Genomic DNA, 11,965 nt, shown 5'->3' with positions numbered 1-11,965 from the left:
TTTGACGACACCCCCTAGTACGGCGCCCGGAAGTTGATGTACCCCAGCAGCACGATCACCGCGGCCACGCAGCCGAGGACCACCGCGGTGGACACCCACGAGGAGCGTCGCCGCGTCAGGTGCTCGGGATCGGCCCGGAACGGCACGGGCCCGGGCGGGTTGTGCTTCCAGCGCGCGGCGAGCATACGGGCCCGGGCCGAGGGCTCCTTGTGCTCGGCGCTCTCCGCCCAGCGGAGGTCGAACTCCCGTTCCTGCTCGTCCCGTTCGGACATTCCCCGTCTCCCCGTCGGTCCATGCCGTGCCTCGAACAGCTGTACAGGAAAACCATACGGCGGCGCCCCCGCCCTGAGAAACGCGTCTCAGTGACGGGGGCGCCGCGGCGACCGGGGAACGACCGGTTCGGGTCGATCACACGTCGAAGTACAGCTCGAACTCGTGCGGGTGCGGACGCAGCTGCAGCGGGGCGATCTCGTTCGCGCGCTTGTAGTCGATCCACGTCTCGATCAGGTCCGGGGTGAACACGTCGCCCTGGAGCAGGAACTCGTGGTCGGCCTCCAGGCGGTCCAGGACCGCGCCGAGGGAGGTCGGGACCTGCGGGACGCCCGCGTGCTCCTCGGGAGCCAGCTCGTACAGGTCCTTGTCGATCGGCTCGGCCGGCTCGATCTTGTTCTTGATGCCGTCCAGGCCCGCGAGGAGCAGCGCCGAGAAGGCGAGGTACGGGTTGCCGGAGGAGTCGGGCGCGCGGAACTCGACGCGCTTGGCCTTCGGGTTCGAACCCGTGATCGGGATACGCATCGCGGCGGAGCGGTTGCGCTGCGAGTAGACGAGGTTCACCGGGGCCTCGAAGCCCGGGACCAGGCGGTGGTAGGAGTTCACCGTCGGGTTGGTGAAGGCCAGCAGCGACGGGGCGTGCTTGAGGATGCCGCCGATGTAGTAGCGGGCGGTGTCGGACAGGCCCGCGTAGCCCTGCTCGTCGTAGAACAGCGGCTCGCCGTTGCTCCACAGCGACTGGTGGACGTGCATGCCCGAACCGTTGTCGCCGAAGATCGGCTTCGGCATGAAGGTCGCGGTCTTGCCGTTGCGCCAGGCCACGTTCTTCACGATGTACTTGAAGAGCTGGAGGTCGTCGGCGGCGGCGAGCAGCGTGTTGAACTTGTAGTTGATCTCGGCCTGGCCGGCGGTGCCCACCTCGTGGTGCTGGCGCTCGACCTGCAGGCCGGCCCGCTCCAGCTCCAGGGAGATCTCGGCGCGCAGGTCGGCGAAGTGGTCGACCGGCGGGGCCGGGAAGTAGCCGCCCTTGTAGCGGACCTTGTAACCGCGGTTGTCCTCGAGCGCGCCGGTGTTCCAGGCGCCCGCCTCGGAGTCGATGTGGTAGAACGACTCGTTCTCGGACGTCTTGAAGCGCACGCTGTCGAAGACGTAGAACTCGGCCTCGGGGCCGAAGAAGGCGGTGTCGGCGATACCGGTGGAGGCGAGGTAGGCCTCGGCCTTCTTCGCCACGTTCCGCGGGTCACGGGAGTACTGCTCACCGGTGATCGGGTCGTGGATGAAGAAGTTGATGTTGACCGTCTTGTCCCGGCGGAACGGGTCCACGCGCGCGGTGGTGAGGTCGGCGCGGAGCGACATGTCGGACTCGTGGATGGCCTGGAAGCCACGGATCGAGGACCCGTCGAAGGCCAGCTCCTCGTCCGGGTCGAACGCCGCAGCGGGGATCGTGAAGTGCTGCATGACGCCCGGCAGGTCGCAGAAGCGGACGTCGACGAACTTGACGTCCTCGTCCGCGATGAACTTCTTGGCCTCGTCGGCGTTCTGGAACATCCAGCTCCTCCTACTCCCGACCGTCCCGCCGGGGTGGTAGATCGTTCGTGCGGCCAGTGCGGTGGCACACGCTGTCCTCGACCCTAGGGAGGCGTGATTTCTCTGGCGTGACCCATTTGTTTCGCACAAGTTAACCGGCTCGGGTCCCACCCTAGTCCGCATACCGTCCGGAAACACCCCGCCGTCCATCGGTCATATACGGGCGCAGTACCGTGTACGGGTGGACAAGAGGCAAGCAATCGGATCATGGCTTTCCGGGCCGCGTGCGGCCATGGAGGAGGCCGGTGCCGACTTCGGATACCGGGGCGAGCAGCTCGGTCTGCCCGAGGACGGCCCGGGCTCCCTGGCCCGCCCGGGGCGGCGGCTCGGCGCGCTGGCCGTGGACTGGGGTCTGTGCCTGTTGATCGCATACGGTCTCATCACGGACGGCTACGGCCAGGCGACCAGCAACTGGGCCCTGCTCGTCTTCTTCGTGATGAGCCTGCTCACCGTCGGCACCATCGGCTTCACTCCGGGCAAGCGGCTGCTGGGCCTGCGCGTCGTCGCCCTGGACACGGGCACCGTCCACCCGGGCCGCGCCCTGGTCCGCACGGTTCTCCTCTGCCTCGCCGTCCCGGCCCTGGTCTGGGACCGCGACGGCCGCGGCCTGCACGACCGGCTGGCCCGCACGGTGGAAGTGCGGATCTGATCCCTCGTACGGCGAAGGGGGCGCCCGGAGATCTCCGGGCGCCCCCTTCGCCGTACGAGGGAATCGGCTCGCGGCGCGTCAGCGGGCCTTCGGTCCGCCGCCCTTCGGCAGGCGCATGCCCTTCGGCATGGGCCCCTTGGGGAGCGGCATGTTGCTCATCAGGTCGCCGAGGGCGCGCAGCCGGTCGTTGGTGGCGGTCACCTGCGGGCCGGTCAGCACGCGGGGCAGCTTGAGCATGGTGGTGCGCAGCTTCTTCAGCTCCACCTGGCCCTCGCCGGTGCCGACGATCAGATCGTGCACGGGGACGTCCGCGACGATGCGGTTCATCTTCTTCTTCTCGGCGGCCAGCAGGCTCTTGACCCGGTTCGGGTTGCCCTCGGCGACCAGCACGATGCCGGCCTTGCCGACGGCCCGGTGCACCACGTCCTGGCTGCGGTTCATCGCCACCGCGGGGGTGGTGGTCCAGCCCCGGCCGATGTTGTCCAGCACCGCCGCTGCCGCGCCCGGCTGGCCCTCCATCTGCCCGAAGGCCGCTCGCTCGGCCCGGCGCCCGAACACGATCGCCGTCGCGAGGAAGGCGAGCAGGAGGCCCAGGATGCCGAGATAGATGGGGTGACCGATCAAGAAACCGATCGCGAGGAAGACACCGAAGGTGACGATTCCGACAGCCGCGAGCACAAGACCGATCTTCTTGTCGGCCCTGCGGGTCATCTTGTAGGTCAGGGCGATCTGCTTCAGTCGCCCGGGGTTCGCAGCCTCGGCTGCCGTGTCCTTCCTCGCCATGCCACGAAGTCTACGTGGCTCCGGGAGCGCCTTCGACGGCAGTGCCCCGGCGGCCGTCGCGGCGGGGTCCGGACGCGGCCGGGGCGAAGGCGGACGCGCGGCCGGGGTCAGAGGCGGACGGTGTGCGCCTGCTGCAGGACGCGCTCGGCCTCGACGCGGGCCTTGGCGCGCTGGCGGTCCTCCAGGACGGAGGTCCAGGCGTTGCGCCGGGCGGTGCGCTGACCGCCGCTCATGAGCAGGGACTCGACCGCACGCAGTGCGTCGGTGACGGAGGGAAGCGCGGTGGCGCGGACAGGCGCGGCCTGCATGGTGGATCCCCCTAGGGGTCAGTGCGCGGGTTCACGGGGTGTGAAACCAGGGTCACTGATTGGTGTTACCAGGACGTGACCGGCCGGTCAAACGGACATGAAGGCCCGATGCGGCCGATCGGCCGAAGGGCGGGCGGGCCCCGGAACGCCGTCGCGGCCCCGACCGGCTCCTCAACTGGGAGGACGTTCGGGGCCGCGGCGAACCGGCGTCTACTGGCCGGTAATGCCTTGTGCCTGAATTCACACAGCCTGGGCGGCGATGTACGTCCCGCGCTTCTCGACCGCCATCTGGTACAGACGACCGGCGCGGTAGGAGGAGCGGACCAGCGGGCCCGACATCACACCGGAGAAGCCGAGCTGCTCGGCCTCCTCCTTCAGCTCCACGAACTCCTGCGGCTTCACCCAGCGCTCCACCGGGTGGTGGCGCACGGACGGACGCAGGTACTGGGTGATGGTGATCAGCTCGCAGCCCGCGTCGTGCAGCTGCTTGAGCGCCTCGCTGACCTCCTCGCGGGTCTCGCCCATGCCGAGGATCAGGTTCGACTTGGTGACCAGGCCGAAGTCGCGGGCCTCGGTGATCACCTTCAGGGAGCGCTCGTAGCGGAAGCCGGGGCGGATGCGCTTGAAGATCCGGGGGACCGTCTCGACGTTGTGCGCGAAGACCTCGGGGCGGGACTCGAAGACCTCCCGCAGCAGCTCCGGGACGGCGTTGAAGTCGGGGGCCAGCAGCTCGACCTTGGTCCGGCCCCCTTCGCGCTGTGCCGTCTGCGCGTGGATCTGGCGCACGGTCTCCGCGTACAGCCAGGCGCCGCCGTCCTCCAGGTCGTCGCGGGCGACGCCGGTGATGGTGGCGTAGTTCAGGTCCATGGTGACGACGGACTCGCCGACCCGGCGGGGCTCGTCGCGGTCGAGCGCCTCGGGCTTGCCGGTGTCGATCTGGCAGAAGTCGCAGCGCCGGGTGCACTGGTCGCCGCCGATGAGGAACGTGGCCTCGCGGTCCTCCCAGCACTCGTAGATGTTGGGACAGCCGGCTTCCTGGCAGACCGTGTGCAGGCCCTCGCTCTTCACGAGGTTCTGCATCTTCGTGTACTCGGGACCCATTTTCGCCCGCGTCTTGATCCACTCGGGCTTGCGCTCGATGGGGGTCTGGCTGTTCCTGACCTCCAGGCGCAGCATCTTGCGTCCGTCGGGTGCGACTGCGGACACGACCGGCTCCCTAGCGTTGATTCTTCGGCGCCCTCAAGGGTACGCCCGTTGTTTTGATGGCCCTCCGACCGGGCCAACCCCCACAGCGCGGGCCCCATTCCCGGGGCCCGCCCCGTGGATCAGGCCGGCGTCCTCTCGATCACCCGCGGCTTGAGGTCCGCGTTCTCCAGGATCTCCCGCAGGTGCCGCTCGGCGACCGGCAGCACCTCGTCGATCGTGATGTCCCGGCCCAGCTCGTTGGCGATCGAGGTGACCCCGGCGTCGCGGATGCCGCACGGGATGATCCGGTCGAACCAGGCGTTGTCCGGGTTCACGTTGAGCGCGAAGCCGTGCATCGTGACGCCCTTGGCGACCCGGATGCCGATCGCCGCGATCTTGCGGTCCTCGCGGCGCTGGCCCGCGTTGGACGGGGCGTACTCCGGGCCGTTGAGCCGGGGGTCGAACTCGTCGTCGGTCAGCCGCGGGTCGAAGTCCAGGGAGAGCCCGCCGAGCGCCGGGCGCTGCTCCACCGGATCGCCCAGCACCCACACGCCGCTGCGCCCCTCGACCCGGGTGGTCTCCAGGCCGAACTCGGCGCAGGTGCGGATCAGCGCCTCCTCCAGGCGGCGGACGTGCGCGACGACGTCGACCGGGCGGGGCAGCTTCTGGATCGGGTAGCCCACGAGCTGGCCCGGGCCGTGCCAGGTGATCTTGCCGCCGCGGTCCACGTCGATGACGGGCGTGCCGTCCAGGGGGCGCTCACCGGGTTCGGTGCGCCGGCCGGCCGTGTAGACCGGGGGGTGCTCCAGCAGCAGCACGGTGTCCGGGACGCGGTCCTCGAAGCGCGCCGCGTGCACCCGGCGCTGCTCGTCCCAGGCTTCCTGGTAGTCGACGGCCTCGGCACCGAATCCCATACGGACGAACCGCAACTCACTCACGGCGAGCCCCTCCTCGAAGGTCGTAAGGCGTGAAACGCGCCTACGTCACTGTACGACCGTCGGACGCACGTCAGCCTCGGGGGCAATCCTCACACGATCGGATGAATCAGTGTCGAAGCGTGCGATCGGGTGCTTACTCTCCGCTACATTCGCGCCGTTCACTAGCCCATATGGGCTGCTCACCGGCAGTCCGGGCATTTCAGAAGCCCGTCAGGCAGGAGATCGCACCGCAGATGACGGAACGACCCGCGCAGCGCACCCCCAACCGTCAGCTCGCCGCCCTCATCGCAGAAGCGGGGTTCTCCAACGCCGGTCTCGCCCGTCGAGTGGACCAGCTCGGCCTCGAACACGGGCTCGATCTCAGATACGACAAGACATCCGTCACCCGCTGGCTGCGCGGCCAGCAACCCCGGGGCACCACCCCGGCCCTCATCGCGGAGGTCTTCACCCGCCGCCTCGGCCGCCGGCTCACCGCCCAGGACCTGGGCCTGGACGCCTGCGCCCCCGTCTACGCGGGCCTGGAGTTCGCCGCCTGCCCCGAGGAGGCCGTCGACATCGTCAGCGGCCTGTGGCGCAAGGACTCCGGCAGCCACGCCGAACTGCGCAAGATCGCCTTCACCCCGGCCGGGCTCGTGGTGCCCAGCCGCGACTGGCTGATCGGCCGCGCCGACGAGAAGGTCGCCCGCGGCGCCGAGCCCGCCCGCGTACCCGCCCAGGGCCGCCCGGTGGTGCCCCGGCAGCGCGCCGTCGACCGCGGCCCCGGCCACAAGGTCACCGGCGGCGACATCGCCGCGCTGCGCTCGGTCGGCGAACTCTTCCGCACCCTCGACGACGCCTACGGCGGCGGTCACGCCCGCCAGGCCCTCGTGCGCTACCTGGAGCACGAGTGCGAGCCGATGCTGCGCGGCAGCTACGGCGAGCAGACCGGCCGCCGCCTGTTCGCCGCCGCCGCGGACCTCACCCGGCTCGCGGGCTGGACGTCGTACGACATCGCCGCGCACGGCCTCGCCCAGCGGTACTTCGTGCAGGCGCTGCGGCTCTCCCAGGCGGCCGGGGACCGGGCGTACGGCTCGTACGTGCTGGTCACCATGAGCCGCCAGGCCGTCTACCTCGGGCACGGGCGCGAGGCCGTCCAGCTGGCGCGGGTGGCCCAGCAGGGGGTCGGCGGCTCGGCGCCGCCGGTCGTCCAGGCGCTGCTGCACGCGGCGGAGGCGCGCGGGCACGGGGTGCTCGGCGAGGTGCGGGCCTGCACCGCCTCGCTCGTGCGCGCCGAGCGGGCCCTGGAGGCCGCCCGGCCCGGCGACGAGGTGCCGCACTGGGCCCGCTTCTTCGACGAGGCCCAGCTCGCCGACGAGTTCGGCCACTGCCACCGCGACCTCCAGCAGTTCCGGGCCGCCGCCCAGCACGCGGAGCGCTCGCTGCAACTGCGCGCCCCCTCGTACGCGCGCAGCCGGCTGTTCTGCAGGGTGGTCCTGGCCACCGCCCGACTCGGGCTCGGGGAGCTCGACCAGGCCTGCTCGCTCGCCGCGGAGGCGGCGGGTCAGGCGGCGGAGATGCGGTCGGTGCGGGCGGTGGAGTACGTGCGGGACTTCGAGCGGCGGCTCGAGCCGTACCGGGACGCGGCGCCTGTGCGGTCGTATCGGGACAAGGTGGCCGCGTACGGGTAGCGCCGGGGCGTGGGCGCTCAGGCCGCCCGGGCTGTCGGGGCCGGGTCCGCCCTGTGCATCGAGCCCGTCGCGCCCAGGTCGGTGAGGATCGCGGCCGCGGCCCGGTGGCCCGAGTGCAGGGCGCCCTGGACGGTGCTGGAGTCGCGGTGGTCGCCGCAGACGTAGAGACCGGCCAGGAGCCGTACCGGGCGGCGCAGGTCGTGCGGGGGACGCATGGCGGGCACCGCCTCCGGGGTGTGGTGCACGGCCAGCGTCTCCCAGCGGGTCGTCGAGGTGCCGTACAGCCGGGACAGGTGCGTGCGGACGGCCGTGTCGATGTCGGACGGCGGGGGGCCGAGCACCGTCGAGGAGACCAGCGCCCGGCCGGCCGGCGCGCGGCTCGGGTCCACCGCGCTGACCACCGCCGTGTGCGCCACCGGCCCGCCCCGGTCGGAGTCCAGCAGCAGGGAGGCGCCGGTGGCCGGCGGCTCGTCGGTGGTGTGGTGCACGACGGTCACCGGATGGAAGTCCGGCACCCGCAGGCCCGGCAGCAGGCCGGCGGCGGTGCGCGCGTCGGTGGCGAGCAGCACCGCCCGGCAGCGGAACTCGCCGTGCTCGGCGGTGGTCACCGAGGTCGTGGAGACGGAGGTGACCCGCACCCCGGTGTGCACGCTCCCCGGCGGCAGCCCCCGCGCCAGCAGCTCGGGCAGCACCTCGGCCCCGCCCTCCGGCACGGCCGCCCGCCCGGCGGCGAACGCCCGCAGCGCGAGGTCCGCGCAGCGGCTGGAGGTGGTCAGGTCCGGGTCGCACAGCAGCGCCGCGAGCAGCGGCCGCAGGAAGCCGTCGACGGTGCGGGAGGGCAGTCCCCGGTCGGCCAGTGCCTGTCCGGCCGGCAGCTCCGGGCGGGCCAGCAGGCGTTCCAGGGGGGTGCCCGCGATCCGGGCGAGCGCGCTGCCCAGCCGGGCCTGGTCGACGGCGCCGCCGAGGGGGGCCGTGGACCGGTTCCGGGGCGGGGGCAGGGTGCCAATGCCGCCTCGGCCGCGGCCCGGCGCGACCCGGGGGGCGCTCGCAAGGGCGCGCACCGCATTGAGTGCGCCCCTTGCGCTCCGCCCGTGCACCGGGGCCCCCGCCCGGTGCCGGCGGCCGTCACTGTGCAGCAGGACGCCCGGGGCGAACAGGCGCAGCGCGAGCGCGTCCAGCCCCGGCGTCAGCCGTAGTTCCGGATACGACGTGAACAGCAGCTGTCCGACGCGGTCGAGGCGGAAGCCGTCGACCTTCTCCGTCGACATCCGCCCGCCCACGCACGGGCCGGCCTCCAGGACCGTGGTCCTCACTCCAGCATGGGCCAGCCGAAGCGCCGCGGAGAGACCGGCGACCCCCGCTCCCACCACGACGACGTCCGCCTGAAACGCGGGCTCAAACACGTGCCCCTCCTCGACGTTGAGCGGCCGGTGGAGACGTGATGCCCCCAACCGGCCCCGGGGATACCCGAGTTCGCGTCGAGGTTAGGCATCGTGAACCGGTCGGGGTCAGTCGCGCATCGGCAGGGCACGGTCGCACGGCGGTCGCATACGGTCGGGGCGCCCTGTTTCGCCGGACGGTTCACGGCGCCGCCCGGACCGCCGTTCACAACGCCGCCCGGATCGCCTCCTCGATGCCCGGGAAGGCGAACCGGAACCCGGACTCCAGCAGCCGCCTCGGCAGCACCCGCTGACTGCCCAGCACATCCCCGGCCAGCTCGCCCAGCACCGTCCGCAGCACCGGCGCGGGCACCGGGAACACCGCCGGCCGGTGCAGCACCCGGCCCATCGCCGCCGTGATCTCACGGTTCGTCAGCGGCTCGGGGGCGGTCAGGTTGAACGGCCCGGACAGGTCCCCGCGGTCCAGGAGGTGGCGCAGGGCAGCGACTTCGTCGTGCAGCGCGATGTACGACCAGTACTGCCGCCCACCGCCCAGCGGGCCGCCGAGACCCGCCTTGAACAGGGGGAAGAGCCGCCCCCACGCACCGCCCCGGCGGGACACCACCAGGCCGGTACGGGCGAACACCGTGCGGACGCCCGCCTCCTCGGCCGGCGCCGCGGCCCGCTCCCACTCCACGCACAGCTCCGGCAGAAAGCCCGAGCCGGGCGGGGAGTCCTCGTCCACGGGGCGGTCGCCGGTGTCGCCGTAGATGCCGATCGCGCTGCCGTTCACGAAGACCCGCGGCGGCCGGTCCAGTGAGGCCACCGCCCGGGCCAGGGCCGCCGTGCCGTCCACCCGGCTGGACCGGATGCGTGCCTTGTACTCCGCGGTCCAGCGCCGGTCGCCCACCCCCGCCCCCGCCAGGTTCACCACGGCGTCGCACCCGGCGAGCACCGCCGGACCCACGTGGCGCCGCCCGGGGTCCCAGTGCGCCTCGTCGGCGGACCGGGGCGTACGGCGGACCAGCCGCACCACGTCGTGTCCGTCCGCGACCAGGGAACGCACCAGGGCGCCGCCGATGAGACCGGACGCCCCGGCCACCGCGATCCTCGAACGCTGCATGGCCTCATCCTGCCCCCGGGCGCCCGGAAAACCCCGGTGAGACGCGGGTGTCCCGCGCGTAGGGTGACCGGCATGCCTGAACCGTCCATACGCACCGCCCGTCCCGAGGACGAGGAGCAGCTGCGCCGCCTGGACCACGCGATCTGGTCGTACGTCCACGCGGTCACCGGCCCGCCCGCCCCGGACGAGCCCTTCTTCCGCGACACCGCCGGCCCCGACGACCACCTGGTCGCCGAACTCGACGGCCGCGTCGTCGGCTACATCCGCCTGGGCTTCCCCACCCCGGTGCCCTCCAACTCCCACGTCCGGCACGTCCGCGGCCTCGGCGTCGCCGAGGAGGCCCGCGGCCGGGGCGTCGGACGGGCCCTGGTGCGCGCGGCCGTCGAGGAGGCGCGCGCGGGCGGCTTCCGCCGGATCACCCTGCGCGTGCTGGGGCACAACACCCGCGCCCGCGCCCTGTACGAGTCGGAGGGCTTCGTCGTCGAGGGCGTGCAGCCGGAGGAGTTCTTCCTGGACGGCACCTACGTCGACGACGTGATGATGGGGCAGAAGCTGGTCTGACCGCGCCCCCGCGCACCCCGCCCGCTCACGAGGTGATCAGCTCGCCCGTGTCCACCCGTGCCGTCGCCCGCGCCGCCCGCTCGGCGTCGTCGGCGACCTCGGCGGCCGTGAGGACGTATCCCGTCTCCGCGTCGGAGGTGGACCGGGCGAACACCACCCCGAACACCCGGCCCTCCGTGGTCAGCAGCGGACCGCCGGAGTTTCCGGGGCGGACCGTGGAGCGGATCGCGTAGATCTCCCGGGTGACCGTCTCGCCGTTGTAGATGTCCCGGCCCGTCGCCCGCACCCGGTTCGCGACCGTCGCCGCCTGCAGGTCCAGGCCGCCGTCCTGCGGATATCCGGCCACCACCGCCGCGTCCCCGCGCTCCGCGTCGTCCTCGAACCGCAGCACGGGGGCGCGCAGCCCGGGCACCCGGAGCACGGCGACGTCCTTCTCCGGGTCGAAGAGCACCACCGTCGCCTCGTACGCCCGGCCGACCCCGCCGACCCGCACGGTCGGCTCGTCGATCCCCGCCACCACGTGCGCGTTGGTCATCACCCGCTCCCGGGCGTACACGAACCCGCTGCCCTCGCGGCCCTGGGTGCCCGCGACACCCTCCACCTTCACCGTGCCGCGCTGGGCGGCGGTCGTGGCGGCCGGCGTGACGCTGTCCCCGGAGGGCCGCGCCACCTGGGCCGTCGACTCGTTCTCGAACGGGTTGAAGACCTGCGGGAAACCCGCCTCACTGAGTGCCGAGGTGGCCCGCGAGAACCAGGCGGGCGTGGTGTCCGGCATCGCCTCCTGCACCGTGCCCAGGACCCGTGAGCCGCGGATCGCCGACGACAGCGGGGCGGACGAGGACGCCGCGAGGACGCTCGCCGCCACCCACGCCACGATCAGCACGGCCGCCGCGTTCGCCACCGCCCCGCCGATCCCGTCGGCCACCCGCAGCGGCCCCCGGTCCAGCTCCCGCCGCAGCCGCAGCGCCAGCCGGCCCGCCAGCTCGTGGCCCACCGCGGCCGGGACAAGCACCGTGAGCACCGCGGTGACCGTGGCCGCCGTGCTGCCCGGGGTCACCGGGTCCATCACCCAGGGCAGCACCCACACGCCGATCACCGCGCCGCCCACGAACCCGGCCAGCGAGACACAGCCGGCCACCAGCCCGCGCCGGTAGCCCGAGCCGGCGTAGAGCAGGACCGCGAGCAGCAGAAGGATGTCGAGGAGGTCCACCGAGCCGCCTTTCTCTCGGACCCCTATACGCGAGGGACGGGCACGGTGATCAGCCGTGCGCGGGGCCGCCGGCGTCGAACCGGCCACGCGTGCGTGTACCCGGGGAAACGTCACGGACCGGGACGATGGTTCCGCCGGGTGGCACAGCGCACATCGCGGGCGGTGGGGATCGTGCGGACAGTGGGATCATGCGTGTCTTCCCAGGAGCCCGACGAGCCGCAAGGCCCCGACGAGCCGCCCGGCCCCGACGAGCCGCCCGGGCACGGGAGGCGCGCCGGCCCGCCCCGCGCAGGGCCGTCCCGCGC

General features: G+C 72.6%; 12 protein-coding genes. 3 read left to right on the top strand and 9 right to left on the bottom strand.

What is annotated here, in order from left to right; genetic code table 11:
* Positions 1-14 precede the first annotated feature (14 nt).
* Both CCN42_RS17435 and glnA read right to left on the bottom strand, forming a co-directional pair.
* Positions 15-272, bottom strand: a complete 258-nt coding sequence (locus tag CCN42_RS17435) for an SCO2583/SCO2584 N-terminal domain-containing protein (protein ID WP_086171914.1) — start codon at positions 270-272, stop codon at positions 15-17.
* A 136-nt stretch (positions 273-408) separates the two neighbouring features.
* The gene (gene glnA, locus CCN42_RS17430; RefSeq protein WP_086736804.1) at positions 409-1,818 is read right to left on the bottom strand and encodes a type I glutamate--ammonia ligase; all 1,410 of its coding nucleotides are present in this window, start codon (positions 1,816-1,818) and stop codon (positions 409-411) included.
* A gap of 220 nt (positions 1,819-2,038) precedes the next feature.
* On the opposite strand from glnA, the gene CCN42_RS17425 reads away from it, so the two are divergent.
* Positions 2,039-2,506, top strand: a complete 468-nt coding sequence (locus CCN42_RS17425; RefSeq protein ID WP_086171917.1) for an RDD family protein — start codon at positions 2,039-2,041, stop codon at positions 2,504-2,506.
* A gap of 78 nt (positions 2,507-2,584) precedes the next feature.
* Here CCN42_RS17425 and CCN42_RS17420 read toward each other — a convergent pair whose 3' ends face one another.
* From CCN42_RS17420 to lipB, 4 genes are all read right to left on the bottom strand, one after another.
* The gene (locus CCN42_RS17420) at positions 2,585-3,289 is read right to left on the bottom strand and encodes a DUF4191 domain-containing protein (protein WP_086171918.1); all 705 of its coding nucleotides are present in this window, start codon (positions 3,287-3,289) and stop codon (positions 2,585-2,587) included.
* A 107-nt stretch (positions 3,290-3,396) separates the two neighbouring features.
* Positions 3,397-3,597 (bottom strand): SCO2195 family GlnR-regulated protein, encoded by a 201-nt coding sequence (locus CCN42_RS17415; protein WP_086171919.1) that lies wholly within the window; start codon positions 3,595-3,597, stop codon positions 3,397-3,399.
* A 240-nt stretch (positions 3,598-3,837) separates the two neighbouring features.
* Positions 3,838-4,803, bottom strand: coding sequence for a lipoyl synthase (gene lipA / locus CCN42_RS17410; protein WP_086736802.1), 966 nt, complete (start codon positions 4,801-4,803; stop codon positions 3,838-3,840).
* Positions 4,804-4,922: 119 nt separating this feature from the next.
* On the bottom strand, positions 4,923-5,720 hold the full coding sequence (lipB, locus tag CCN42_RS17405; protein ID WP_086736800.1) for a lipoyl(octanoyl) transferase LipB: 798 nt from the start codon (positions 5,718-5,720) through the stop codon (positions 4,923-4,925).
* A gap of 233 nt (positions 5,721-5,953) precedes the next feature.
* On the opposite strand from lipB, the gene CCN42_RS17400 reads away from it, so the two are divergent.
* The gene (locus tag CCN42_RS17400) at positions 5,954-7,387 is read left to right on the top strand and encodes an NsdA family TPR-like regulatory protein (RefSeq protein WP_086736798.1); all 1,434 of its coding nucleotides are present in this window, start codon (positions 5,954-5,956) and stop codon (positions 7,385-7,387) included.
* Positions 7,388-7,404: 17 nt separating this feature from the next.
* Here the strand turns inward: CCN42_RS17400 and CCN42_RS17395 are convergent, their stop codons facing one another.
* Positions 7,405-8,790: an NAD(P)/FAD-dependent oxidoreductase gene (locus CCN42_RS17395; protein WP_086736796.1), complete on the bottom strand. Its 1,386-nt coding sequence runs from the start codon at positions 8,788-8,790 to the stop codon at positions 7,405-7,407.
* Positions 8,791-8,992: 202 nt separating this feature from the next.
* Positions 8,993-9,889 carry a TIGR01777 family oxidoreductase gene (locus tag CCN42_RS17390; RefSeq protein WP_086736794.1) on the bottom strand — a complete coding sequence of 299 codons (897 nt, stop codon included), beginning with the start codon at positions 9,887-9,889 and terminating at the stop codon, positions 8,993-8,995.
* 72 nt (positions 9,890-9,961) lie between these two features.
* Between CCN42_RS17390 and CCN42_RS17385 the strand changes: the two genes are divergently transcribed.
* Positions 9,962-10,450, top strand: a complete 489-nt coding sequence (locus tag CCN42_RS17385; protein WP_169731473.1) for a GNAT family N-acetyltransferase — start codon at positions 9,962-9,964, stop codon at positions 10,448-10,450.
* A 25-nt stretch (positions 10,451-10,475) separates the two neighbouring features.
* Here CCN42_RS17385 and CCN42_RS17380 read toward each other — a convergent pair whose 3' ends face one another.
* A complete protein-coding gene (locus CCN42_RS17380; protein ID WP_086736790.1) occupies positions 10,476-11,660 on the bottom strand; it encodes a MarP family serine protease in 1,185 nt (394 codons plus the stop codon).
* Positions 11,661-11,965: the final 305 nt, after the last annotated feature.

This window comes from Streptomyces glaucescens (assembly GCF_002154375.1).
GTDB lineage: Bacteria > Actinomycetota > Actinomycetes > Streptomycetales > Streptomycetaceae > Streptomyces > Streptomyces glaucescens.
Note: the sequence above shows the minus strand (reverse complement) of the source record. Positions and strands in the feature narration are given on the sequence as shown.